The sequence below is a fragment of the Aminobacter ciceronei genome, from assembly GCF_014138625.1.
Classification (GTDB): Bacteria; Pseudomonadota; Alphaproteobacteria; order Rhizobiales; family Rhizobiaceae; genus Aminobacter; species Aminobacter ciceronei.
In genome coordinates this window covers 107,646-133,410 of sequence record NZ_JACJHY010000020.1, presented here as the reverse complement: position 1 = coordinate 133,410, position 25,765 = coordinate 107,646, and the positions used below count along the sequence as shown (strand labels likewise).

At 59.2% G+C, this 25,765-nt stretch carries 23 protein-coding genes; 6 read left to right on the top strand and 17 right to left on the bottom strand.

Annotated features, from left to right (window positions below):
• Positions 1-612 precede the first annotated feature (612 nt).
• The 10 genes from HNQ95_RS20365 to HNQ95_RS20320 all read right to left on the bottom strand — a co-directional run bounded on the left by HNQ95_RS20365 (position 613) and on the right by HNQ95_RS20320 (position 11,596).
• Positions 613-2,562, bottom strand: a complete 1,950-nt coding sequence (locus HNQ95_RS20365) for an acetoacetate--CoA ligase (RefSeq protein WP_154385833.1) — start codon at positions 2,560-2,562, stop codon at positions 613-615.
• A 115-nt stretch (positions 2,563-2,677) separates the two neighbouring features.
• Complete coding sequence (locus HNQ95_RS20360) at positions 2,678-3,445, bottom strand: SDR family NAD(P)-dependent oxidoreductase (RefSeq protein WP_154385832.1); 768 nt, start codon at positions 3,443-3,445, stop codon at positions 2,678-2,680.
• On the bottom strand, positions 3,442-4,752 hold the full coding sequence (gene hisD / locus HNQ95_RS20355) for a histidinol dehydrogenase (protein WP_182575128.1): 1,311 nt from the start codon (positions 4,750-4,752) through the stop codon (positions 3,442-3,444). The genes HNQ95_RS20360 and hisD overlap by 4 nt, the downstream gene beginning before the upstream one ends.
• Positions 4,753-4,850: 98 nt before the next feature.
• Positions 4,851-5,651 carry an enoyl-CoA hydratase/isomerase family protein gene (locus HNQ95_RS20350; protein WP_182575127.1) on the bottom strand — a complete coding sequence of 267 codons (801 nt, stop codon included), beginning with the start codon at positions 5,649-5,651 and terminating at the stop codon, positions 4,851-4,853.
• A 59-nt stretch (positions 5,652-5,710) separates the two neighbouring features.
• Positions 5,711-6,919, bottom strand: a complete 1,209-nt coding sequence (locus HNQ95_RS20345) for an ABC transporter substrate-binding protein (RefSeq protein ID WP_154385829.1) — start codon at positions 6,917-6,919, stop codon at positions 5,711-5,713.
• 54 nt (positions 6,920-6,973) lie between these two features.
• Complete coding sequence (locus tag HNQ95_RS20340) at positions 6,974-7,732, bottom strand: ABC transporter ATP-binding protein (RefSeq protein ID WP_246340902.1); 759 nt, start codon at positions 7,730-7,732, stop codon at positions 6,974-6,976.
• Positions 7,722-8,447, bottom strand: a complete 726-nt coding sequence (locus HNQ95_RS20335; protein ID WP_154385828.1) for an ABC transporter ATP-binding protein — start codon at positions 8,445-8,447, stop codon at positions 7,722-7,724. The genes HNQ95_RS20340 and HNQ95_RS20335 overlap by 11 nt, the downstream gene beginning before the upstream one ends.
• Positions 8,444-9,433, bottom strand: a complete 990-nt coding sequence (locus HNQ95_RS20330) for a branched-chain amino acid ABC transporter permease (RefSeq protein ID WP_154385827.1) — start codon at positions 9,431-9,433, stop codon at positions 8,444-8,446. The genes HNQ95_RS20335 and HNQ95_RS20330 overlap by 4 nt, the downstream gene beginning before the upstream one ends.
• Complete coding sequence (locus HNQ95_RS20325) at positions 9,433-10,293, bottom strand: branched-chain amino acid ABC transporter permease (RefSeq protein WP_154385826.1); 861 nt, start codon at positions 10,291-10,293, stop codon at positions 9,433-9,435. Before HNQ95_RS20325 ends, HNQ95_RS20330 begins: the two co-directional genes overlap by 1 nt.
• 145 nt (positions 10,294-10,438) lie before the next feature.
• Positions 10,439-11,596, bottom strand: coding sequence for a mandelate racemase/muconate lactonizing enzyme family protein (locus HNQ95_RS20320; protein ID WP_154385825.1), 1,158 nt, complete (start codon positions 11,594-11,596; stop codon positions 10,439-10,441).
• A gap of 329 nt (positions 11,597-11,925) precedes the next feature.
• On the opposite strand from HNQ95_RS20320, the gene HNQ95_RS20315 reads away from it, so the two are divergent.
• Both HNQ95_RS20315 and istA read left to right on the top strand, forming a co-directional pair.
• Positions 11,926-12,954 carry a LacI family DNA-binding transcriptional regulator gene (locus HNQ95_RS20315; protein ID WP_182575126.1) on the top strand — a complete coding sequence of 343 codons (1,029 nt, stop codon included), beginning with the start codon at positions 11,926-11,928 and terminating at the stop codon, positions 12,952-12,954.
• 189 nt (positions 12,955-13,143) lie between these two features.
• On the top strand, positions 13,144-13,797 hold the full coding sequence (gene istA / locus HNQ95_RS20310) for an IS21 family transposase (protein ID WP_246340901.1): 654 nt from the start codon (positions 13,144-13,146) through the stop codon (positions 13,795-13,797).
• A 149-nt stretch (positions 13,798-13,946) separates the two neighbouring features.
• Here the strand turns inward: istA and HNQ95_RS20305 are convergent, their stop codons facing one another.
• The 7 genes from HNQ95_RS20305 to HNQ95_RS20275 form a co-directional block, all read right to left on the bottom strand.
• Positions 13,947-15,119: a serine hydrolase domain-containing protein gene (locus HNQ95_RS20305; RefSeq protein ID WP_154385823.1), complete on the bottom strand. Its 1,173-nt coding sequence runs from the start codon at positions 15,117-15,119 to the stop codon at positions 13,947-13,949.
• Between the two features lie 155 nt (positions 15,120-15,274).
• Entirely contained in the window at positions 15,275-16,309 is a 1,035-nt protein-coding gene (locus HNQ95_RS20300; RefSeq protein ID WP_154385822.1) for a porin, read from the bottom strand.
• Positions 16,260-17,123, bottom strand: coding sequence for an ABC transporter ATP-binding protein (locus HNQ95_RS20295; protein ID WP_154385821.1), 864 nt, complete (start codon positions 17,121-17,123; stop codon positions 16,260-16,262). Before HNQ95_RS20295 ends, HNQ95_RS20300 begins: the two co-directional genes overlap by 50 nt.
• Positions 17,120-17,989 carry an ABC transporter ATP-binding protein gene (locus HNQ95_RS20290; protein ID WP_246340905.1) on the bottom strand — a complete coding sequence of 290 codons (870 nt, stop codon included), beginning with the start codon at positions 17,987-17,989 and terminating at the stop codon, positions 17,120-17,122. Before HNQ95_RS20290 ends, HNQ95_RS20295 begins: the two co-directional genes overlap by 4 nt.
• Before the next feature lie 2 nt (positions 17,990-17,991).
• Positions 17,992-18,918 carry an ABC transporter permease gene (locus HNQ95_RS20285; protein ID WP_154385820.1) on the bottom strand — a complete coding sequence of 309 codons (927 nt, stop codon included), beginning with the start codon at positions 18,916-18,918 and terminating at the stop codon, positions 17,992-17,994.
• Between the two features lie 91 nt (positions 18,919-19,009).
• A complete protein-coding gene (locus HNQ95_RS20280) occupies positions 19,010-20,071 on the bottom strand; it encodes an ABC transporter permease (RefSeq protein WP_246340900.1) in 1,062 nt (353 codons plus the stop codon).
• An 18-nt stretch (positions 20,072-20,089) separates the two neighbouring features.
• The gene (locus HNQ95_RS20275) at positions 20,090-21,730 is read right to left on the bottom strand and encodes an ABC transporter substrate-binding protein (RefSeq protein WP_371818649.1); all 1,641 of its coding nucleotides are present in this window, start codon (positions 21,728-21,730) and stop codon (positions 20,090-20,092) included.
• Between the two features lie 373 nt (positions 21,731-22,103).
• On the opposite strand from HNQ95_RS20275, the gene hisC reads away from it, so the two are divergent.
• From hisC to HNQ95_RS20255, 4 genes are all read left to right on the top strand, one after another.
• Complete coding sequence (gene hisC, locus HNQ95_RS20270) at positions 22,104-23,279, top strand: histidinol-phosphate transaminase (protein WP_154385818.1); 1,176 nt, start codon at positions 22,104-22,106, stop codon at positions 23,277-23,279.
• Positions 23,272-24,009, top strand: a complete 738-nt coding sequence (locus HNQ95_RS20265) for a TetR/AcrR family transcriptional regulator (RefSeq protein WP_182575125.1) — start codon at positions 23,272-23,274, stop codon at positions 24,007-24,009. The genes hisC and HNQ95_RS20265 overlap by 8 nt, the downstream gene beginning before the upstream one ends.
• A gap of 310 nt (positions 24,010-24,319) precedes the next feature.
• Entirely contained in the window at positions 24,320-25,021 is a 702-nt protein-coding gene (locus tag HNQ95_RS20260) for a helix-turn-helix transcriptional regulator (RefSeq protein WP_154385816.1), read from the top strand.
• A gap of 80 nt (positions 25,022-25,101) precedes the next feature.
• A complete protein-coding gene (locus tag HNQ95_RS20255; RefSeq protein WP_154385815.1) occupies positions 25,102-25,710 on the top strand; it encodes an acyl-homoserine-lactone synthase in 609 nt (202 codons plus the stop codon).
• Positions 25,711-25,765: the final 55 nt, after the last annotated feature.

The following is a 25,765-nucleotide window of genomic DNA, read 5'->3' as shown; positions in this document are numbered from 1 at the left end:
GATCGAAACGCGCCATGATCACCTCCCGCTGATTGCAGGAAGGGAATCACAACCGATGCCAAATGGGAATCCCGTTTATGGGTATGTGACCTAGAGCACACGCAATCATCCTTACAGAGCGTCGGCCCGATCGAAGACGGCGGCGCTCCACTGAGGTAATGACTTCGACCCGCGCTCAACTCGACGTTGCCCCTGCAGCCTAATCCGATTTGAAGTTCGTTCCAATGAGCACATGATGAGCAGATCATTGGGATTGGAAGAGCACGACGTCGTAATGTCGGGCCGCCGATCTGTGTGACAGGCATCATGTGATGCGATTCCTTGATCTACCAGTGAAAGGCCAAATTCGGTGGCATGTAGGTGTCCGAGGCGAAGTACCTCAAGGTGTCGAGGACGAGAACACACTGCTTATGCGGCTTCTGGCCTTTGCCACGGGCGACCCGTTCGCATCATTGATGGCAAACCGATGACGAGGCAATCTGATTGCGCGATGCGGAGCTTTTCGCGTCCACGCCACCGATTTGCGACGAAGCCCATCGGTCAGCTCGGTGACTACGACAAATGGATTCCGTAGCCGACAACAGTCATTCGACCTCGCGCAACCGGTCTCGTCTACGTGGAGAGCGCCTCCAAACCCGTGAACAGTGCCAACGCCTCCGGATTCGACAGAGCCTCCCTATTCCTGACCGTTCGGCCATGAACGACCTCGCGGACTGCAAGCTCAACCACTTTGCCTGATCTAGTGCGGGGAATATCATTCACCGCGATAATCTTGGCAGGTACGTGACGCGGCGATGCTTGGTGACGGATGCGCGCCTTCATCTGTAGGATTAACTCGTCGTCAAGCGCTATACCGGACGCCAGGCGGACAAAGAGAATAATACGTTCGTCGCCCTGCCATTCCTGCCCGATACACAGTGCCTCAACGACCTCTTCCATGTTTTCAATCTGATTGTAGATCTCGGCCGTGCCTATGCGAACCCCGCCGGGGTTAAGCGTGGCGTCTGAACGGCCATGGATGACCATGCCTCCATGCTCCGTCCATTCAGCGAAGTCACCATGACACCAGACCTTATCGAACCGTTCGAAGTACGCCGCTCGGTACTTCGCTCCGTTGGGGTCATTCCAAAACATGATTGGCATGGACGGAAAAGCTTTGGCGCAGACAAGCTCCCCTTTCCCGTGACGTATGGGACGACCAGCGTCGTCCCATACGTCCACTGCAAGGCCCAAGCCCGCCCCCTGGATTTCGCCGCGCCACACCGGCTGAAGTGGATTACCGAGTACAAAGCAGGAAATGATGTCGGTGCCGCCAGCGATCGACGCGAGATGCACGTCCTCCTTGATACATTCATGAACGAAGCTGAAGCTGTCCGGAGATAGTGGCGACCCTGTCGAGGCGATCAGGCGTAGGCTCGCAAGATCGTGGGTCGCAGGCTTGAGCCCGCTCACGCGCAGCGCGTCGATGTACTTCGCGGAGGTGCCAAAAATGGCGAAGTGCTCGGCCTCTGCATACTCGAAAAGGACTTTTGCATCCGGCGCGAAGGGAGACCCGTCGTAGAGACAAAGCGTTGCACCTGACGCAAGGCCACTCACAAGCCAATTCCACATCATCCAGCCGCAGGTGGTGAAGTAAAAGAGCTTTTCACCAAGTTGTAGCCCGCAATGCAGTCTGTGCTCTTTCAGGTGCTGCAACAGCGTGCCGCCAGCGGAATGCACTATGCATTTTGGTACTCCGGTCGTGCCAGAGGAGAACAGGACGTAGAGCGGGTGGGAGAATGGTAAGCGCGTGAATGTCGGCGCCTCGGCGCGATATGGCGCGATGAAATCTTCGAGCGTCCGTGAGTCCGCTATCTTACGTGCCACGTCCTTTGCATCGCCTGCGTAGTGCACAATCACGGATGGAGCGCCTAGCCGCGCCGCGATTGCGGGTACTTTTTCCGACAAGTCCTGTTTCTTGCCGCCATACCAGTAGGCGTCACACGCCACAAAAAGCTTCGGGCCAATCTGGCTGAAGCGATCTAGGACTCCCTGTTCCCCGAAATCTGGTGAGCAGGATGACCATATGGCGCCTATCGATGCGGCGGCCAGCATGCACGCGACCGTTTCTGGCATGTTAGGCATCATCGCGGCTATGCAATCGCCTTCCCCGATGCCCATCGCTGTATATGCTTGCTGAAGCTGCGAAACCGCAGCGCGCAGCCGATCCCACGACCAGCGATCGGCAGCCTTATCCTCGCCACGAAAAACGATCGCGTCGGCGCTGCTTGCGCTCGCCAGCAGGTTTTCCGCGAAGTTCAACCTTGCATCTGGGAAGAACTGCGCCTCTCGCATCTCACCTACATCGACCAAGGCGCGAGCACCGCGCTCACCCTTGACGTTGCAGAAATCCCAAACCTCACTCCAGAATTCCTCTCGATTGTCAGTCGACCAAGCATGCAGGTCGGCGTAGCAGTGCATTTCCATGCCATACTTGGAGTTGCAACTCTCCATGAAGGCAGCCATTGGAGCTGCGGCAGCAGACGACGCCGAAGGCGTCCAGATCGGTTGGGTATCGTTCATGCGGGAAGCTCCGCTGTCGGTGACGCGAATGGAGTGCGACGCATGCCCCGGGGCCGGTTCGCTATTTGAAATAGAGGCGGTGGGAAGGGCGCTTTTCACCCCTTTGCAGAGGGCCTTAGCCTGCAGTCCATCCACCATCGATCAGAAGGGAGGTTCCCGTGATCATCGAGGCGGCGTCACCCGCGAGGAAAACGACAGCACCCATGATGTCCTCGATTTCGCCCGCCCGCCCCAGCTTGATCTTCGAAGTGATCCAGGCAGCCCTCTCGGGATCGCTGAACGTCGGCTCAGACAGCGGCGTGCGAATGAAGGTCGGGCAGATGGTGTTGACGCGGATGTTGTGCGGCCCGAGCTCAATCGCTGCGGATTTGGTCATGCCCTCGATTGCGTGCTTGGTGGCGGCGTAAACCGTGCGGTCGATGCCGCCGACGTGGCCCATCTGGGAGGAAATCGAGATGATCGAGCCGCCCTTCCCCGCCCGAACCATGCCGCGCGCCACGGCCTGCGTGGCGAAGTAGGCTCCGCGAAGATTCACGCCCACGACAGCGTCGAAGTCCGGCACTGTCGTGTCTACCATGGGAGCATGCCGGGCAGCGCCGGCGTTGCTGACAAAAATGTCGAACGGTCCCGCTTCGCCGATCACCGCGGCAGCGGCTGCGGGATCGTCGACGTCGAGCTGCAAAGCTCCTGCCGAAAGCCCTGCGGCAGTGAGAGCTCGCACCGCCTCCTCCACTGCCTCCAGCCCGCGGGCAGCGCACACCACGTGCGCGCCCGCTTCGGCCAGGGCCACCGCGCACCCCAACCCGATGCCACGCGAGGCGCCGCTTACCAGCGCCCTGCGACCATCAAGCCTGAACGATGGAGTGCACGGCAACTTCGTCATTCTGCCGCCTCCGCGTAGGGCACATTACGGTGACCATAACGGCGAACGCGCACGTTGGCCTGCTCGGCATGGCCGACGAAGCCTTCCAGCATGCAGAGCCGCGAGCAGTACTCGCCAATCAGGGCCGACGCTTCGTCGGTGAGCACTTTCTGGTAGCTGTGCGTCTTGAGGAACTTGCCGACCCACAGACCGCCCGTATATCGCCCAGCCTTCTTGGTCGGCAATGTGTGGTTGGTGCCTATCACTTTGTCGCCATAGGCCACGTTGGTGCGCGGGCCGAGAAACAGCGCGCCGTAGCTCGTCATGTTCTCAAGGAACCAGTCGTCGCGGTCCGTCATCACCTGGACGTGCTCGGAAGCTATGAAATCGGCCTGCTCGAGCATCTCCTCATAGCTGTCGCAGACAATCACCTCGCCGTAATCCTCCCAGGATTTCGCCGCCGTGGCTCCGGTCGGCAAGATCTTGAGCAGCAGGCGTTCAATTTCGCTCATCGTCTCGCGCGCCAGCTTCTCCGATATGGTCAACAGCACCGAAGGTGAATTCACCCCATGTTCGGCCTGGCCGAGCAGGTCGGTGGCGCAGATTTCGGCGTCGACGGTTTCGTCGGCGATCACCATCGTTTCGGTGGGGCCCGCAAAAAGGTCGATTCCGACCCGTCCGAACAGCTGACGCTTGGCTTCGGCAACGAAGGCGTTGCCTGGCCCAACCAGCATGTCGACGGGCGCGATCGACTTGGTTCCCAGCGCCATCGCGCCGATCGCCTGGATCCCGCCGAGACAATAGATCTCGTCGGCGCCGCCGAGATGCATGGCCGCCACGATCGCCGGGTGCGGCGCGCCGCCCTGCGGTGGTGCCGAGGCGACCACCCGTTTCACCCCGGCCACTTTGGCGGTAACCACGCTCATGTGGGCCGACGCGACCATCGGGTACTTGCCGCCCGGAACGTAGCAGCCGACCGAATTGACTGGGATATTGCGATGTCCGAGGATCACGCCTGGTAGCGTTTCAACCTCTATATCACGCATCGAGGCCTTCTGGGCTTCCGCGAATTTGCGCACCTGTTCCTGGGCAAACTTGATGTCTTCGAGATCGCGCTTGGCGACCTGCGACAGTGCCTCTTCAATCTCCCAATCGCTTAGCCGGAAATGGCCAGGGGTATATTTGTCGAACCTCTCCGACAGTTCACGCACTGCCGCATCGCCGCGTGTTTCGATGTCAGAAAGTATCGCCTCGACGGTCGCACGGACACGTGCATCATCTTCGGCGCGCGCTGCTTCGCTCTTGGCGGTCTTCAAATGACGGGGCATTTTTCGCTCCTTGCCACAGCTGTTGGTTGCTGCAGCGTTATGACTGACAACAAAATGAAGGTGGCTATGTCGGTTGTTGTTAACGTCAGCGGTGCTGTTTACGTGCCGGTGAAGTGCGCGGCCCTTTTTTCCATGTGAGCGGCAATTCCCTCGTCTGCATCACTGGTCCATTCGAAAGCGGTGCGCAGTTCATCCGACAGCGCGCGTGCGGCTTTGAACCCTGTTTCCAGGCGCATCTGCATGATCTTTTTCGCACCGCGCAGTGCGAACGGTCCATTCGCGACAAAGGCACAAGCCATTTCGTCGAGTGCTCGTGGGACAGTCGACTGCGGAACAATCGCCTGCACAAAGCCGATCTTCTCCATCTCGGCAGCATCGATTTCTCGAGCAGAACAGATCAGTTCAAGCGCCCGAGCGCTTCCGACGATGAGGGGCAGCCGAACCGGGGCACCAGCTCCTGGGAACCCTCCCCATTTCGCCTCCGGCATCGACATACGGCTATGATCAGCCGCAATTCGGATATCGCAAGCGAGCACCAGCTCCACCGCACCGGCCCGAACGAACCCGTTAATGCCAGCGATCACTACCTGCGGCAGCGCCTCGACAGCGTCGAACGTCCTGTTGGCAAGGCGCACCACGTCCAACACGCCTTCTTTGCCGAGACGGAGTTTTATGCTGGGAGTAAGGATACCTTTGGAAAAATAGAGGTCCCCTTCTCCCCGTATAGTAACCACATGGGTCGTGGCATCGTCTCTCAACCTTTCGCAGGCGGACAGAAGCGCCTTAAGCACTTCAGGATTGAGGAGGTTGTCCTCTGCCTGATTGTCAATGACAATGCTCGCTATTCCCTGCCCTAGTGTCATGCTGACACCCGGACCGATCGCTTCGTTCTTGTTCATGCGCACCTCGGCGGCTGCGTGTTGCCGGCGCTGAGTGGCTGGCAACACGCAGCCTGACATCAGCTAACCCACACGGGCTTCATTTTCTGGCGTTCGGTTGGCCAGACGGTAGCCATTTCGCCGGACCGCCATTGGATCATGATAGGCTCGGCGAGCACATTGTGACCAGTATCGTCGAAGTCGGCAGCGCCGCCTGGCATCCCATCAAGCCACCCTCCTTCGAAGCGTTTCGCGGCAACTGCGCCACGAAGTGCTTCCGACGTTGTCGCCGCTGCTGTTTCGAGCGACTGGCCGAGAACCTCGATCAACGCCGCATGTTCGATCGCATCATGCACCATCGGATAGTTGAAACGGTCGCGGTAGCGTTTCGCGTGCGCCTCGTCCAAATCGTAGTTCGAGGAGTTGACCGACAGCACGCCTTCAGAAAGCTCGCCAAGCGCACTGGCGAATTCTGGAAGGATGAAACCGCCCGCTCCGCCTACCACCGGAAGGAGAACCTTTTGCTGCCGCATTGTTCGCACGATCTGCAAAGTATCGTTCAGGTAGGACACAGCGAACACGACCTGTGCCTCAGATGCCCGAAGCTTGTTGATGAGCGGAGTGACGTCTGTAATTCCCTGCGGGTAGGCTTCGTCCATGACGAGCGAGAGACCGGCAGCCTGGCTTGCCTTCCGCAAACCTGCCGATTGCGATGTCCCATATGCCGTATCCTCGTAAAGGATAGCTGCGCGCTCGAGCTTCGCGCCAGAGGCAGCAGCAATTTCGATGCTGCCAGTTACCTGGGCTTGGCCAAGCGTTGACGCCTTAGGATTGAGACGGAACACCGTCTTGAAGCCGCGTTCGGTTAGCTGATCGGCATAGGAGATCGTGAGCAATGGAATGCCACGGCGCTCCATGACTTCGGAGACCGCCAATGTAAGCGAGGACACATAGGCACCTATTACCGCGACGACTTCATTCTGCGCGATCAGGCGTTGCGCGGCCGTTGCCGCCGCAGTCGGAGCAGAGGTCGAATCTGCAACAATCAACCGGATTTGGGCACCACCCAAAGCTTTGATGCCTCCGGCCGCGTTGAGTTCTTCCACCGCCAGTTCAAGTCCGTTCTTCGAATTGATGCCAAACTGAGCGCTGGGACCGGAAAGCGGGAGCACCACACCCACGTTGATGTCCTGGCCTTGTTGGGCCTTCGCCAGCCGCGGCATCAGCGCAGTTGCGAGAGCAGCTCCGCCCATGCCAAGCACGCGCCTTCTGTTTACAAAAATGTCCATAGGTTCCTCCCTTTCAACTCTGCACGTTCGCCGTGTTTGGCTCGTGCTTTCTCGCTAGATCCCAAGATAGGCAGCGCGCAGATCGTCATTCGTCGCCAGATCTGCGCTCGTCCCTTCAAGGACGACGCGCCCGGACTGCAGCACATACCCCCGCCTGGCGACGCTTAGGGCCAGTGCGGTATTCTGTTCGACCAACAGGATCGCAGTCCCCGCACGGTTGATCTCGACGACGGCACGGTGCAGTTCCTCCACCATCAGCGGCGCCAGTCCGTGGCTGGGCTCGTCGAGAATGAGAAGCCGTGGTGACAGCATCAGCGCGCGCCCAATCGCCACCATCTGCTGTTCCCCGCCGGACATGGTACCGGCGCGTTGGCGACGGCGCTCGGCAAGTCGCGGAAACAGTTGAAACACGCGATCCATCGGCGCCATGAAGGATGCCTCACGCCGTCTGCAATAGCCGCCGAGAAGAAGATTTTCTTCAACGGACATGTCGGTGAACACATGTCTTCCCTCGGGCACATGAGCTATGCCAAGCGTTGGGATTTCGTGAGGCTTCAGGGTCGACAAATCCTGCCCGGCGAAGGCGATCTGCCCCTTGCCGCGCGGAACGATGCGAGAAATTGCCCGCAGCAGCGTGCTCTTGCCTGCCGTGTTCGCGCCGATGACGCAGACAAATTCGCCGTCGCCAACTTCCATCGTTACGCCGTGCAGCACGTCGCGATTATCGTATCCTGCATGGACATCGCGAAGTACCAGAAGTCTGGCGGCGGACGATGGCGGACCAAGCCGATCTGAAGGCTTATCAAACATCATGTTCGCGTCCCAAATACGCTTCAACCACCTCGGGATGGCGCGCGATATGCGCCGGCGGTCCGTCGGCGATGAGCTGGCCAAAGTTAAGGACGAAAATCCGATCGCAGACCGACATGATGGCGCGCATGTGATGTTCGACGATGACCACAGTCAGCCCATCCTTCCGCAGGTCGCGGATCAGGCCGATGACCTCGTCCATCTCCGCGGTATTCAGTGCCGCCATGACCTCATCAAGCAGCAGCACCTTCGGCCTCGTGCAAAGGGCGCGAGCCACCTCGACCCTTGCCCGCTCCGGGAAGGAAAGACTCCCGGCGCTGCGTTGCGCGATGTCGGAAATCCCAACTCGCTTAAGGCAGTCCATGGCGAAGCCGCGGGCGCTCGCAACCCTCGAGTGCACAAGGCCGCCAATCAGGACATTGTCGAGTACGCTAGATCCTGCGAAAAGCGACACGTTCTGGAATGTTTTGGTGAGGCCGTTTGCGGCGATCACGTGCGGCCGCAATCCCGTTACATCCCGGCCGTTCAAGGCCACTTTCCCTGCGCTAGGACGATGCAGACCGACCAGCGTAGAAAACAAGGTGGATTTTCCGGCGCCGTTGGGACCGATCAGGCCTACGATCTCTCCCGTGTTGACTGCGAAGGTCACATCCGAGAGTGCCTGCAGGCCGCCAAACCGTTTCGAAAGGCCCTCGACAGACAAGAGCGGGGTATTCATGTCCGCGCCTCCGTCTTGGATGACATCACCTTTCCGGAAATACGCGCGGCCAGTTTCTTCGCGAATTCGGCGAGGCCCTGTGGCTGGAGCAAGACAATCGCCATCAGTAACGCGCCGTAAGTCAGCTGTGACAGGCCGGCCGCTCGATCGGCAAGCATTACATTGGCGAACTCCTCGAGGGGAATGATCAGCAGCGCACCCAAAAGAGGACCAAAGAGCGTGCCGATGCCGCCAACGATTACGATCAGCGCAATGCGGATTGATATCTGAAGCGCGCCAAACACGGTGTCTGGGTCGAAGAAAAAGTTCAGCTGGGCGTAAAGGGTGCCAAGCATCGCCGTTAGCGACCCGGATATCACGGCAGCATGGATCTTAACGCGGGTGGTGTTTACACCGATTACCTCGGCAGCATCCGGCCCTTCTTTTACGGCACGCAGTCGGTAGCCGAGCCTGCCTTGCACAATTATCACGAAGATCATGCTGACCGCCACGAAGGCGGCGAGCATAAGATAGTAGTACGACCGCGTTTCATTAAATTGAAGCATTGCCAGTGACGGCTCACTGAAGGGAACGGATAGGCCAACAGGCCCCCCGGTCAGAGAAGACCAGGTGTTTGCAATCACCCGAAAGACCTCGGCAAAGGCCAGAGTCCCAAGCGCGAAATAATGCCCCTTTAGTCTCATCGTTGGCAGGCTGAGCAGGAAGGCGGCGATTCCGCCGAGCACTCCTCCGGCGAGCATCCCGATCCAAGGCGATATCCCGAAATGAATGAGAAGCAGCGTGGAGGTGTAGGCGCCAAGTCCAAAGAAGGCGGCATGGCCAAGTGACATCTGCCCGGCGAGTCCGCCCACGATGTTCCAGGCCTGGCCCAGGGCGGCAAACAAAAGCGCGAGCGTGAGGATCCGGATGTAGTAGCCGTTGGGCTCCAACGCGAGGGGGATAAGTGTCGCGAAGCAGATCAAAAGGAAAGTCTGTCGCATAGTCATCACGCACGCCCCATCAACCCATCCGGCCGAAGCGCAAGGATGGCAATGAAAACAAGGAACAGAACCAGATTTTGCAGTTGGATCGGAAACATCAGTGCCGAGACCGACGTGATGACGCCGACAGCTAGCCCGCCGACCACAGCTCCGGCTACGCTTCCGAGTCCGCCCAGCACCGCGACGGTGAACATGAGCACCACGAATTGGCTGCCAGCTGTTGGAAACACCGAAAGATAAGGCAGGACCACTGCGCCACCGAACGCCGTGAGGCCCACGCCAAGACCAAATGCAATTGCCATCACCCGATCGATGTTGATGCCAATCAGGCGCCCGGCCATCGGGTCGATAGCGGTAGCGCGAATGGCCATGCCGAGCCAGCTGCGGTTAAGTACCCACCAGAGTGACACACCACTGGCGATCGACATCAGAAATGCTGCGAGATACGGCAGACTGACGAAGAAAGGGCCGATCTGCAGCGATTTCGTCTGGTAGGCCGTTGTCACGGATCGGATTTGCGAACCGAACGCGAGCAATGCCCCGTTCTCCATGACGATGAGCAAGCCGACGGTTAGAAACACTTGCGATACCGCGGGGGCTTTCAGCACCCGCTGGATAATCGTCCGCTGCAGTCCGTACCCCAAGGCGAAAACAATGCCGAAAGCCAGGAAAGCCCCGGCCAGTGGATCCAGGCCCAGCGCCGCCCATGCGAAATAGGCGATGTACATCCCCAGCATCAGAAACTCGGCCTGAGCAAAGTTGACGATGCCAAGCACGCCGAACACCAAGGTCAGCCCGATGGAGATAACCGCGTAGACGCCGCCCACCATCAGGCCGTCGATGATCGCTTGCACAAGACTGGTCATGTGCAGAGCCTCCCCGATCCGCCGCATCGATACTCGACCAAGCTTGTCACAACGCTGACGCTGCGCGTTATCGCGCCGCCCCACGCGCAAGTTCCGGCGTACAAATACGCTGTCATGGCTCCTTCTCCTCCCAAAGCCGGATAGCCTAGATCAATGCGTCTTCGGATTGTTGAACCGCCCGGCCCGCGCTATGCCGCAAACGAGCGAGATCAAGCTTGACCCCAAGACCAGGGCTCTGCGGCAGAAGCAGCATCCCGTTCTCGGACTTTAGGTCACCAGACATCAGGTCGTCTTCCAGGCGCAGGAAACCGTTCATCTCGCCAGGCAACTTCAGGTTCGGCAACGAGAAAGCAAAATGCGCCTCCGCCGAATTTGCGATATAGCCCGCCAAGCCATTCCCGACTGTCATGGGAATGCCGGCAGCCTGAAGGATAGTTGCTATTTTCCGCGCAGGGAAAATACCGCCAACCTTCATAAGCTTGATCTTGACCGCGTCGGCTGCACGGCGATCAATGATCCGCAGCGCGTCCTGGGGAGTGCGCACCGCCTCATCCGCGATGATCGGGGAATCGATAGCGGCAGCCACTCTGGCCAACCCCTCAACGTCCCAATCAGCCAGCGGCTGTTCGAATGCGGTCGCCCCCGCCTTTTCCAGCGCCCGGATCTGGGCGATCGCCGTGTCACTGCGAAATCCAACAAGGTGCAGAGACTGGCTGAAGTCAACGGCGATCCCGATGTCATCGCCAACAGCGGCACGGACCGCCGAGACGTTGGCTACGTCTTGCACCGGATCCGCCCCAACCCGCAGGTTGATGAACCGATAGCCCTGCTGCACATACCCAAGCGCCTGCTGGGCAAGCTCTTCGGATGGAAGAATGCCGAGATGCGGCGCACACAGCGGGATACGGTCCCTGACTGCGCCGCCGATAACGCCCACCACGGGTCGACCTGCTGCCTTGCCGATGATGTCATGGCAGGCAAGATCGACGGTGCAGTGAGAATAAAGATGCCCCCGCGCGACGCGGTTCATTCTTTCGTGCAACGATTCCAGATCGAACGGGTCGCAGCCCAGTAACGCGGGGGCGAGTTTTCGCTCGACGACATCGACGATGGATTCCTGGTATTCTTCAAAGGGAGAATAGAGCGCCGCACTGGTGGTGCTTTGTCCGTAACCCGCTACCCCTTCGTCAGTCTCTATGACAGTGATCACCGAAGTGGCGATCCGCCTGTCGACCAGGGCCGTGATGTAAGGGACACGCATTGGCGCGGCGACGGCATATGCATGGATAGCTGTAATCTTCATGAGTTCCTCCGTTGCACCCTAATTAACCCGAATTGCAACCGCTTGCAATAACAATCTCAAAAATCTTATATATAATTGATTTTGTTTTATAATTTTGCTATGCACCCGCTTGCCATCTGAGCGACGCGATGAAAACGGCTCCCAAAATGTTCTGGGGCGAGTGGAAATGAACGCCTATATAAATCCCTTGTGTTGGGACGGTCTTGCGGCGCGCGCTTTTGCTGGATTGCTGTGATAGGTGTAGATAACAATCAGCGATGCACTGCGATTCCAATGCAAGCGGCGTCAACGCAACGGAAAGTGTAACTTACAGGGCTGTCGAGAAAGTCATGACCAACGGCTCGAAAGATCCAAAGCAAGTCCTGACGGCGCGTGACGTCGCCCAACTCATGGGCGTGTCGACCTCGATGATTTCCCGCGCATTCAATCCAGAGGCAAGCATATCCCCCACAATGCGTAAGCGGATAATGGAAGCTTCCGCGGCGCTCGGCTATCGCCCTAACGTTATTGCCCGAAGCCTCTCGACCCGCAGCAGCAAGATCGTGGCGATCATCGTTGGTACTTTGGAAAACCCGTTTTATGCGCAAGTTCTTGAGAAGCTAAGCCGCGAACTGCAGCTTGCCGGGTATCAATCGCTTCTCTTTAGCCTCGCCCCGGGCCAGGACGTCGATAGCCAACTTCCGTTTCTGGTTCAGTACAACGTTGATGCCGTCGTGATCGTATCCGCAAGTATCTCCTCCGGCATTGCCAATGATTGGACTAGAAGCGGGCGGAAAGTCATCCTGTTCAATCGCACACTGCCCGATGCTTCGATTCCCAGCGTCTGCTGTGACAACTTCACAGGTGCAAAGCTCGCCGTTGATCATTTTGTTGAAAGAGGGCGGCGGCGGCTCGCATTTGCCGCAGGCAGACGTGACACCTCGACCAATGCAGAACGCGAACTCGGCTTCATCAGCCGTCTGGCGGAACTCGGCAAGCCCTTCGCAGCAAAGGCGGACAATCCCCACTGTAGTTTTCAAGATGGATACAATGCGGCCCTAAAGCTCGCGGCACATAAGCCTGACGCCATCTTTTTCGCAAACGATGTTATGGCCCTAGGTGGAATCGAAGCGATCCGAAAGGAACTGGGCCTGAACGTGCCTGACGACATCGCAGTAATTGGCTTTGATGATATTCCTATGGCCGCGTGGCCAACTTACTCCCTAACAACCATCCGCCAACCATTGGATGCGATGGTGGAGAGCGCAGTGGATCTTGTTTCGGATCAGAGTGGGGTCGATGAACTGAGGGTCGTTCATCCCGTACAACTGGTGGAGCGAGCTTCAACGAAGGCTACTTCGGACGAAAAGGTCCCTTAACAATTCTCGCGTACCGCCTTTGCTGCCATGAGGGCGATATGCCACGCTCTGAGCGCATAAGCTGAAGAAGCCGGGCGTCACGCTGATGATCCTGTGGGAGGAGTATCGTGCCGTCCATCCCGGAGGCTATGGCTACAGCCGCTTCTGCGACCTGTTTCCGCAGCTTCGGATAAGCGGTTTTCACCGACGATGCGACAGGAGCATGTCGCCGGCGACAAGGTCCTCGTGGATTATTCCGGCAAGAAGATCGCCATCGCCGATCTCCTGACCGGCGAGATCCGTGAGGCGGAGATCTTGGTCGCCGTTCTCGAAGCATCGGGCTACACCTATGCGGAAGCGACCTGGACGCAGACACTCTCGGACTGGATCGGCGCGCATGTGCGCATGTTCGGCTTCTTCGGTGGCGTTCCGCGCCTGATCGTGCCCGACAACCTGAAGTCCGGCGTCAACCATGCATCCTTCTACGACCCAGAGATCAACGGCAGCTACGGCATGATGGCTTCGCACTATGCCGTCGGTATCCTGCCAGTCCGACCACGACGCCCGAAGGACAAGGCCAAGGTCGAGAGCGGCGTGCGATTCGCCCAGACCTGCATTCTCGGCCGGCGGCAGCGGCAGACCTTCTTCTCGCTGGCCGAGGCCAACGCTGCGATAGCGCAAGCGCTGGAGCGCATCAACGATCATGTCATTCGCCGCCTTGGCGTCAGCCGCCGCCATCTCTTCGAGTTTGCCGAATGGCGCCTGGCCCGTGTCGCCACCGACTACCATGTCGAGTTCAAGTCCTTCTTCTATTCCGTGCCGCATAGTCTCATCCGCCAGCAGGTCGATATCCGTGCGACCTGACGTTCGTATAGGTGACTGGCAAGGGCGGGAGGACGTTCGGTCATGACGCGACCTACGACGCCACACCCCACGTCCCGTCTAACACGAGGCACCTCCTTCGAGGACAAATGTGAGTATGGTTCAACGAATTCCGAACCCGCGAGGGCTCATCACGCAAGCTTCGCCCCCGCGATGAGATCTTCAATTATCGAAGCCCTGAATTTGTTCGTTTCCGCCGTCCCATCAATATTCATCAGCACGGCCACTGCGTGGCTTTGGTCTTGCGACAGAACCACCATATTGGAAGCGCCAAAATCGCTGCCGGAATGCCCTACGAACTCACGCCCGTTGATTTCCTCCGAAACCCAGCCAAGTCCCTGGTAAGATGCGATCTTCGGATCGACCTGGCCGCGCAATGTCTCAGCGACCAACCGTGCGGACAAGATTTCCTTCTTGCCGGTTTCTCGTCCCAGCATGGCATGCAGCGATTTTGCAAGATCGGCAACTGAACAGCGCAGCATGCCGGCGGGAACGTCCGGATATCCTTCCTGCGGCAGTTCGGTGAACGCGCCATTCTCAAACCTATAAGGCTTGGCAAGCACGTCTGGCGCGAACTCCTTCAGGTACCAATGGGCATTTTGGATGCCGAGCGGTTCGAAAAGGTTGGCCTCAACATAGGACGAAAAGCTCTGCTTGCTGACCTTCTCGACCACGTAGCCGGCCAACGCAACGGCAACATTGCTATAGTCCCACTTCGTGCCGGGCTTCGATTTGAGAAAGGACGTCTTGGGCGAATAGGTGCTACCGCCTTTCACAAGGTAATCCAAGAGAAAGCTCGACAAGCTTTGCTTCGGATCACCCTCTGAAGAAACGTCGCCATAGCCCTCATCCGAGATGCTGGACGTGTGCGTCAAGAGGTGATGCGCGGTGATCGGAACTTCCGGATGGTGAGGGTTTCTAATGGGAAAATCGATGAAACCGTTGATGTCATCGTGCAGGTTGTGCCCCTGGCGCTCAAACAGCTGGATCAGGGCCGAAGCAGTGAATAGCTTGCTGATAGACGCCAGATGGATAGGCGTGTCGACGGTGAGCTTTCGCTGTTGTTTCAGGTCGGCATAGCCGAAAGACGCGGCATAGCGTACCGCCTTGTCGTTGGAACTGATTGCAACGGACGTGCCCGCTACCTTGGCAGCCGTCATGCGCGCCGGAACTCCCGCCTCGAAATCGCGGCGCCAGGTTTCGAACGACCGGCTTTGCTTTTCGCTAGCCAAAGCAAATGGCCCCTGGGGGACGAAGAGCCCAGCCAATCCCATCTTGAGCAATGAGCGTCGTGTGGAGGTCATAATCAATCTCCCTTTTGTGGCGGTCGTTCCGCCGGTTGAATTTGGAATTTGGATGAGGGATTTGTTGCACCGCGACCAGAATTGGGACGGTGCATGCAGGTTGTCACCGGATGACAGGCGTACCTACAGCAGTGCGCGCCATGACCGCTCTCGTTTCAGAAATCGCACCCAATGCTGACCGTGCCGGCAAATGCGGCATCGGGTTTCGACGGGTCGCTGCCGAATGATGTGTAATTCAGTTCGGGAGTGATCATGAACCCCGGAACAACTTCGTAGTCCAGGTTGAGCGCCAAAGCGTATTTTCCTGAACTTTCGTAGGCGGCTTGGCTATTGAAGGTAACCGTCGGCGAAAGGCTTACAGAAGCGCCGCCCCATGCGGCGTATGTACCGTTCCACGCCCCAAAGTAGTTTGGCTTTTCAGGATCCGATTGATAGCCACCCATGATGAAGACTGACAAGGTATCGCTCAGCTTCAAGTCCAGCCGTACCTTTGCCGCGGCTTCTTCGATCACCGAGTCATAGCCAATGACTGTCGCGATTGCTCCCCAGGGTCTGTCGAGTTTTAGTCCACCGACGAGGTGCGGCACATAGCTGCCAATCCTATAGTCGTGCTCATCATCATTAGACCCCTCTTCAACACCAAACATCGCGGACAATCCGTCGCCGACATTTGCAGTGTAGTTGATCTGATTGGTCATGCCGCCCGCATAGGCAATGACATCGTCACTAAGAACATTGCCCGCAGAATCCAGCCAACTGTCGAATTGCGAACCTGAAGCGCCGACTTTCAACCCATTCAGGTCAATAGTTAGGTCTCCAAGGGTCATGCCTTCATCAATACCGTCAACGACGCTATCTTCGAACTCGATATAAGAGCTCAGCATTCCCAATTCGGTTTGGGACCGGGTCTCCGCATACAACGTTGCAGTCACAGTCTGGCTCAATGACCTTAGCCGCTCGCCCGAATAGACGTCGGCACCCCCAGTGACGTCATAGCCGACAGACCCGCCGATCTTGAGGCAGACTTCGCTTTGCGGAAGCTGGTAAAAACCAGCGCCCATCGCGTCACAAGCGCGAACATATTGAGCTGGTTCCTCATCGCTATTTGCCGCTGTACCCGCTGCATAAACGTACGGCACTTCAAGCAGAAGGGCGCTCAATCCTCCCAGGACCAGGCCTTGTTTCATCATGTTCCCCTTGTTGTTTAGTTATTGATTTTATTTTCAATTCCGGAAAATTCCGTTCAGAAGGGCTTTGCCGTCCGCGCGCAAATCCCTCGCTCGCCTTGAGAAGTCGGCGGGTGTAGTCCTGCCCGACGCGACCGGAGGCGAGATCGCTAGCTGCCAGTTGCTCAACCGCATCGCCGTTCTGCATGACCATCAGCCGCTCGCACATATGGTTGATGACGGCGAGGTCGTGGGAGACCATCAGGAAGGTGAGCTTTCGATCGCGGCGGACCTGTTCGAGCAGGTTCAGCACCTCCGCTTGCACCGAAGCGTCGAGCGCCGAGGTCGGCTCGTCGAGCAGAAGGATCGAGGGTTCGAGGATCAGCGCGCGTGCAATCGCCACGCGCTGACGCTGGCCGCCGGAGAGCTGGTGCGAGTAACGGAAGCGGAAGCCATTCCCGAGCCCCACCTCGTCCAGCGCGCGCCGGATACGGTTCTCGCTGTCGCCGATGCTGTGGATGGCAAGCGGTTCCTGCAGCAGCCGATCGACAGTCTGGCGCGGATGCAACGAGCCATAAGGATCCTGGAACACCATCTGAACTTGGCGATAGAAGTCGCGGTCGCGGCGGCGGCCAAGCGTCTTGCCGTTCACCACAATGCTACCCGAAGCCACCGACGCAAGCCCTGCGATGGCGCGCAGCAGCGTCGATTTGCCGGATCCGGATTCGCCGACCAGGCCGAAGGATTCACCGGGTTCGACCGTGACGCTGACGCCCTTCAGCGCACGGAAAAGGTTGAAGACGACCTCCAGCCCCTCGACGTAAAGCGCTGCCGTCATGCCGCCCACTCCGCCTTGCGCGCCAGCACCGGCAGCGGGTGCCGGTCGGAGCCGATCTTGGGCATGCAGTTGAGCAGGCCTTGCGTGTAGGGATGCTTGGCCTGCGACAGTTCGGAGGCCTTGAGTTCCTCGACGACCTTGCCGGCATACATGACGATCACCCGGTCGCAGAATGTCGAGACCAAGCGCAGGTCGTGCGAGATGAAGATCAGCCCCATGCCGCGTTCGGCCACCAGCTGGTCGAGGATGCCGAGTACTTCGAGTTGCACGGTGACGTCGAGCGCCGAGGTCGGCTCGTCCGCAATCAAAAGTTCCGGGCCGGCGACCAGCATCATGGCGATCATGGCGCGCTGGCCCATGCCACCCGATACTTCGTGCGGATGGAGGCCGTAGACGCGCTTGGGATCGCGGATCTGCACCGCCGCCAGCATGTCGAGCACGCGCTCGCGCGCCTCGGCCTTGGAGACCTTTTCGTGCGTGCGCAGTGTCTCCAGAATCTGCCGGCCGATGGTCATGACCGGGTCGAGCGAATATTTCGGATCTTGCAGGATCATGGCGATGCGCTTGCCACGCAGTTTGCGGCGCTGGCGCGGCGAGGCGGCGAAGAGATCGATGCCATCGAACTCAAGCCGCCGCGCCGTCACTTCTGCGCGCGGAGCGGTCAGGCCCATGATAGCGCGGCCGGTCTGCGACTTGCCCGAGCCAGATTCGCCAACGATGCCCAGCCGCTCGCGACCGAGCAAGAAGGAGACTCCGCGCAACGCATGCACAACGTTTGTGCGTGTCGGATAAGTGACGCGCAGGTCGTTCACTTCGAGCAGATTTCCGCCCGCTGCCCCAGCTGTCCCCATGTTCGTGGCCCTCATGTTCATTGGTCGCTGCTCCGCGGATCGAGCGCATCGCGCAGGCCCTCGCCCAGAAGATTGAAGCCGAGGCTGACAATGAGGATCGCCATGCCGGGCATAGCGGCCACCCACCACTGGTCGAGGATGAAGCGGCGTCCCGAAGCGATCATGGCACCCCATTCCGGCAGCGGCGGCTGCGCGCCAAGCCCGACGAAGCCCAGGCCGGCTGCGGTCAGGATGATGCCGGCCATGTCGAGCGTGACGCGCACGATCAACGATGAGTTGCACATAGGCATGATGTGGCGCAGCACGATGCGGAAGGGCGAGGCGCCCATCTGTTGCACCACCTTGATGTAGTCGGAGCTGCGCACCGTCAGTGTTTCGGCGCGCGCGATGCGCGCATAGGGAGGCCAAGCAGTGATGGCGATGGCCAGAACCGCGTTCTCAATGCCGGGACCGAGTGCCGCGACGAAGGACAGTGCCAGGATCAGCTTCGGAAAGGCCAGGAAGATATCGGTGACACGCATCAGCACCGAATCGGTCCAGCCACCGGCATAACCGGCTACCGTGCCGACCAAGAGACCGACAGGTGCCGCGATGACGGCAACCAGCATCACCACTACCAGCGTCAGGCGCGAACCGTAGATGATACGCGAATAGATATCGCGGCCGAGATCGTCCGTGCCGAGCCAATGCTGAGCGGACGGTGGCAACAGCCGGGCGTTCTTCAAGTCACCTGCCACCGGCGAGTAGGTCGCGAGCTGATCGGCGAAGGCGGCAATAGACAGCAAGACTATAATGATAAAAAGCCCGAACACCCCCAACCGGTTGGCCAGAAAGCGTCGCCACGTCGCATAGGCGCGACCCAGACTAGCTTGCCAGCGCGATGCTGGCCGCTCAGAAAGCAACCATCCGCGACGGGACATCGTCGGTTGTTCTACCGCGCTCATGATTGGTCGCTCCAGAAAATGGTGTGAACGAGACCTTCTCCCCCTTGCGGGCGATGGTCGGGGATTGAGCTGACACAGGCGACCATCCAGCTCATTGCGCCTTTGTCCTCGGATCGAGCAGCCGGTAGAGCAGGTCCGCAAATAGATTGATGGCGATGAACACTGAGCCGATGACGACGGTGCCGCCCAGCACTGCGTTCATGTCCGCGTTCTGCAGCGAGTTGGTGACATAGAGGCCGATGCCGGGCCAGGAGAACACCATCTCCGTCAGCACGGAGCCCTCGAGCAGTCCGGCATAAGACAGCGCGATCACAGTCACCAGCGGCACGGCCGCGTTGCGCAGCGCATGGCCCCAGATGATACGCGTTTCCGAAAGGCCCTTGGCGCGGGCGGCCACAACATATTCCTGGGAGAGCTCGTTCAGTATGAAGGAGCGTGTCAAGCTGCTGATATAGGCCAGCGAGAAATAGCCGAGCAACGAGGCCGGCAAGAGGATATGACGCAAGACGTCTTTGAAGACGTCCCACTGCCCTTGAATGGCCGAATCCAGCAGCAAGAAACCGGTGATGGGCGTGAACGAGTATTCGTAGGCGACGTCGAGGCGACCGGGGAATGCCGCCCATTGCAGCTTGGCGTAGAACAGCACCAGCGACAGTAGGCCCAGCCAGAAGATTGGCATCGAGTAGCCGATCAGGCCGATGACACGCACGATCTGGTCGAACAGGCTGCCGCGCTTGACCGCCGCCAGAACGCCGAGCGGAATGCCGACCACGGAGCCGATCAGCGTTCCGAACGTTGCCAGTTCGATCGTGGCCGGGAAGACACGGCGAATATCGTCCATGACCGTATTGGTGGTCAGCACGGATCGGCCGAAATCGCCGGAAAGCACGCCCTTGATGTAGATGTAGAACTGCTGGATCAGTGGCAGATCCAACCCCATTTCGCGCCGGGTGCGCTCGACGACACTGGCCGGCGCGCGATCGCCGAGCACCGCCAGCACAGGATCGATGGGGATGACCCGACCGATGAAGAAAGTCACAGCCAGGAGACCTAGATAGGTCATAATGGCGATGACGAGGAAGCGGGCGACGAATGCAAAATGCGCAGCGGCATTGCTTCCGCCAGCCTCCGCCTGCGCTTCGGCTACGCTCAAGCGATGCGGTTCCACCGGCTATTCCTTTGTGATGTTGCCAACAAAATTGGTGTCGAAGCTCGGCCCGAGCTTGAAGCCGTTCACGTTGCTGCGCACACCGGCAACCTCGATCTGCTGGTAGATGAGGGCGAACGGGCTGTTGTCGAGCACTTCTTTTTGAAGATGCCGGTACATCTCGGAGCGCTTGGCGGAATCCTTCTCCAGGAGCGCGGCCTCCGTCTCCTTCGTCAGGTCCGGCAGATCCCAGGCGTTGCGCCAGGCCAGAGTCTGGACCCTGCCGTCATCCGAATTGTCGGGATTTGAGGCAAAGGTCTGGGAATTGGAGTTCGGATCGAAGTAGTCCTGCCCCCACTGACCAATATAGATGTCGTGGTTGCGGGCGCGGTATTTGGTCAGCGTCTGCTTGTCGTCGCCGGGGATGATCTCAATCTTGATACCCGCCTCGCCGGCCGTCTGCTGGATGGATTCAGCGATACCCGTCACCGGCTGACTATTGCGCACGTCCATGGTCACGGAGAGCCCATCCTTCAACCCGGCCTTCTCTAGAAGCCCTTTGGCCTTGGCGACGTCGAGCTTGAAGGGATTCTCGTCCAACTCACCCAGCACGCCTTTGGGCAGGAAGGTCTGGTGGATCTCGCCGATGCCCTTGATCAGGGTCGAGCCGATGGCATCGTAGTCGATGAGATACTTGAACGCCTGCCGCACCTCGGGCTTGGCCAGATTGGGGTTCTTCTGGTTGAGGCTGATGTAGTACACCGTGCCTTTCGGCGCGCTGGCGATGGTAATGTTGACGTTCTCGGCCATGGCGTCGAGATCGTTCGGCTCGAGGTTGCGAGCGACGTCGATGTCGCCGACTTCAAGCGCCAGCCGTTGGGCCGAGCTTTCCTTCATATGGCGATAGACGACGCGCGCGAGCTTGGCCTTCTCGCCCCAGTAGCTGTCGTTGCGATCAATGACGACCGCCTCGTTGGCGCGCCATTCACGCAGCTTGAACGGTCCCGAACCAGCCGTATGCGTCTTTAGCCAGTCGTTGCCGAAGTCATTGTCGTATTTGTAGTCGACGCTCGGCGTGACCGGCTTGATGTGCTCCAGCACCACCTGCTTGTCGACCACGGCGGCCACCGTCGACGACAGGCAGTTCAGCACGAAGCTAGGCGCATAGGGCTTGTCGACCGTGAAGACGAAAGTGTCGGGAGCGGCGGCCTTGGCCTTTTCGGCAACATTGTCGCCATTCAGTCCAAACTGACCGAGGATGAAGGCCGGGCTCTTGTCGAGCTTGACAAGACGCTCGAACGACCAGGCCACGTCCTCGGCGGTGACTGGGTTGCCCGAGGCGAATTTGAGGTCTGGCTTCAGCTTGAAAGTGTAGGTCAGCCTGTCGTCGGAAATGGTCCAGCTCTCGGCCAAGTCGCCTTTGAACTTGGAGGTGTCGGCAAGGTCGGACCGCACCAGAAGGTCGTAGATGTTCGCGCTCACCTCGGCGGCGGACAATTCGAACGCCTCGCCAGGATCCATGGTGATGATGTCGTCGATGGCGAAGCCTTCGACCAGCGTATCGGCCGGCGTCACCGCGAATGCGGGAGCCGCAGCCATGAGCATTGCTGACAGGGCCGTGCCGGCGAGCCAGCGGCGGGAGCGAAAGGCGATATTTTCCATCATCATGTGAATTCTTCCCTTCGGTTGCCGGAGTTCCCCACTCCGCGCGGCTTCGATATCCGTTTGTGCCGAGGACCCTCCAGGCCAATGCGTCCGCTCGATGCTCCCAACCGCATCCAACGTTTTCGACACAGCAACGAGTACCCCTTGTCCGCTTCATTGAGTTTTTTTGTTCAGTGGACAATAAAAGATTATGTATATACTTTTCCTGTGTCAACGACATTTTTCTGCCAGAGTTACAGGCCGCTCGGTGCGCGTTGCGAAGGATGAACGCGTCGGGAAATCAGCGTTCGCGCGCAGCCCCGGAGACTGCCCGCGGTGGAAGAGTGACGTCGGGAAACGTCACAAGAAGCGAGCCATATCAGAAGGTTGGAACATGCAATCAGTTCAGCAGAACGTCCTCAGCCCGCGGCAGGAAGTCGCCGCACTCCCCACCTACAACGCGGGCATTTCCGCCGCCGTCGCACGGCGGATCAGCGGGCGGGAAGACATTGCGGCATTGGCGAGCAACGAAAATCCCTATGGCGCATCCCCGGTAGTAGCTGCGGCGCTGGGGGCACTCGTGCCGTCGCGCTACAGCGATCCGGCGTCTGGCGCACTGCGGCAAGCGCTTTCGGAGAAGCTCGGCACTGTCCCCAATCGGATCGTCTGCGGGAATGGCTCGGAGGAGCTTATCGCTGCCCTCTGCCGTGCCTATTTGCAAAAAGGCGATACCGTCCTGACCATTTCGCCCTGCTTCGGCCTGCACGAGATCGAGCCCTTAGCAGCCGGTGCGCAGGTGATCAAAGTGCCGATGACCAACGCATTCGACTATGACGCCGATGCGCTGATGCACGAGCTCGCGCGCAAGCCGAAGATCGTCTTCATCTCCTCACCCTCGAATCCCGTCGGAACGGCCATGTCGCGGCCTGAACTCGACCGGCTGCTGGACGCGGTGCAGCCCGGAACGCTGTTCGTGCTGGATGAGGCCTATTTCGAACTGGTCGACCCCGGTTATCCCGATGGACTGAAGGTAATGCCCCTTCGCCCGAACCTGTCCTGGGTCGTGCTGCGCACCTTCTCCAAGGCCTACGGTCTCGCCGGCTTACGCGTGGGCTACGGCATTTCGTCGGACGAGGGCATCGCCCGAGCCATGCGCGCGACCCTGACGCCCTTCAATGTCAACGCCGCCGCGCAAGCAGCTGCTGTCGCCGCTTTGCAGGATGACGACTGGATGCACGAGGCCACCGCGAAGATCCGGTACGACCGTAGCGTCCTTGCCGATCACCTGCGCGAAATGCGTGTCCGCGTTGTCCCGTCGCAGGCGAATTTCCTGTTCCTCGATCTGAACGCCAAAGCCGCACCCGTGGCTAGGGCCTTGCTTCAAAAGGGCATAATTGTCAAACCATGGATGGAGGCCGGCTATACAAACTTCCTCAGGGTGAGTATCGGAACAGCAGGGGACAATGAGCGATTTGCACAGGAACTCGGGCGTGCCCTCGGTCCTTGCCTAGCCGAAACGAGAGGCAACTTTGACCAAAAGGCCGGCGTCAGGAAAGCGCTTCGTGGGTAGAGCCGCCGCCATCGGCCTGACCCGCGAGCGCGTCGTCGAAGCCGCCATTGCCCTGATTGACGATAAGGGCCTCGTCGGATTTTCCGTCCGTGCCCTCGCGCGCCGCCTCAATGTCTATCCGGCCGCTCTATATTGGCATGCCGGTGGCGCCAAAACGGATTTGCTCGCCGAAATCTCGGGCGCGCTGATTGCCAGTCTGATGACGCCCGAGGACCTTTCCGATGACTGGCGCGAAACGATCCGGATTCTCTTTCGGCGCTTTCGCGCACGCGTGCACGAGCATCCGCACGCCGCGCCCCTGCTCGGCCCTCATATCCGCTCAAACGGCGCCCCGAACGCGCCCTGGGTCGAGATCATCCTGAAGGCGCTGACCGAAGCCGGATTTGAAGGCCAGGCCCTGATCGATGCTTTCAACTCGGTAGTCGGCGCTCTGGAAGGGTATATCACCCTGGAACTGGCCGCCGACGGCGCGACCGAGGGCTCGGAGTGGGTAGAGGGCTTCGACGCGGGTCTCGATGCGCTTGACGCCGCGCGCTTTCCGTTGGTCAAGCGCCACCTGCCGCAGATGTACAACCGGTCCTTCGTGATGCGCTGGAAAAGCGGGGATGTCGCCCCACTTGATGACGGCTACAACTTCCTGATCGAGACCCTCATTCTGGGTCTTGAGGCACAGGCCAAACGTGGCCGGAGCAGGGAGGTCGAACCGGCCACGCCAGCCACGACTGGGTGACGGCAGACGGGGTCCGAGTCCTTGCCCTGCGCGTCCAGATCCATGAATCGCGCGCTTGCGTCGGCCTGAACGGCAATCGGGGCGTCTGGACGTCACGCCCAAAATGCAGGACCTAAACTTCACCTGAAGAGGCAGGCTTGGGATCAATGTTACCCGCGCCAGTCCGGCGCCGGCGGCTTCGCCATGAATTGGCCCATCTGCTGAACCTCCTCGTCGCCTGGTGCGCAAAGCAGTGAACAAGAGAGCCAATTTAACAAAGTCGGAACTGGTCTCAGGCAATTGGCGCCAGAGATTCGACGAAACTTGCGTAATGATCGATGAGATGCGGCAGTGCAGTAGTGCGGAAAGGATCTGCAATTTATTGCTAGCCTATGTTGGACGCTTTGGTGCCACGAACTTGCTTGCTGGCGCAATTCCGCCGCCCTATGCGTCTCAACGTGAGCAACTAGCGCACGTGGTGTTAGCCGCTTGGCCTGAGGAATGGACAAAACGCTACTTCTCGAACGGCTATCTTTCCCGCGATCCGACGATCCGGCTTGTGAGACAGGCCAGCGCGCCGTTTCATTGGAGCGAAGTTAGCGATCTATGCAAGGTCTGCCCGTTCGGGCGCCGCATCATGGATGAGGCAAAGGATTTTCGCCTGGCTGAGGGTCTGACAATAGCGTTCTCGACCATCGAACGACATCCAGTTGGCTTTTCGATCGCCGGTGAGAAACTGAACCCCGATCCGTTGGAGAGATTGGCCCTCCAGCTCATTATGGCCTACGCCTTTGGTTGCGCGTCCGCTCTCATTGGAGGCGTGAACCATCGTAAGTCTGTCCATCTCTCACCAAGACAGCGTGATGTGCTTCATTGGGCGTCAGAAGGCCTCACTGTCCACGACATCGCTGAGCGCCTGAACATCAGCAGCAACACCGCGGACACCCATCTGCGCGCAGTCCGAGAGCGACTAAGGGTGTCGAGCACCATTCACGCCGTCGCTGAAGCCTTACGACTTGGCCTGATCAGTTGAACATCTCACGGGATCGCGTGATGCTGCGAGCTGCTTGGACGAAGCACCATGCGTTGATCTCGAAACTGAGGACAAGCTGGATGCTGCACATCGTGACAAACAAGAATGTCGACTGCTATCGCGCGGAATTGGATCAAGCCTTCCAACTTCGCCATAAGGTTTTTGTCGAAGAAAAGAACTGGACCGACCTTGCGCGTGAGAACGGTCGCGAGACGGACCGCTTCGACGACGAACACGCCGTCCATATGCTGTTCATCGTGGACAGCCGCGTCATTGGCTATCAACGCATGCTGCCTTCGACGCGGCCTCACCTTTTGTCGGAGGTTCTATCGGACCTATGCGAAGGCGAGCGGCCGGCTGGAGAAAATGTCTGGGAATGGACGCGCTACTGCGTTGAGCCGCAATATCGCGAGCGCGGCAGGATGCTCAGCCCGGTCGCGAACGCGCTGCTTTCTGGCATCGTCGAATGGGGTCTCAAAACAGATGTGGATACGATCATCATCGAGATGAACCCCCTCTGGCTTCTGCGACTGGTGCAACTGCATTTCAGGGTCACGCCGCTCGGCCTGCCAAGGGTTATCGGCAACGAGGAAACAGTGGCCGTGACCGCGAGCTTTGATGAGCGGACACTCGCTAGATTGCACGAAATGCGGAAGGCGAGCACGCCGGCTGGCACAGTCGACGGTTGAGGTTTGCAAACGGGCCGGAGAAGGGTGCGCCGCCCAGGGTATTTCACCAGAGGAA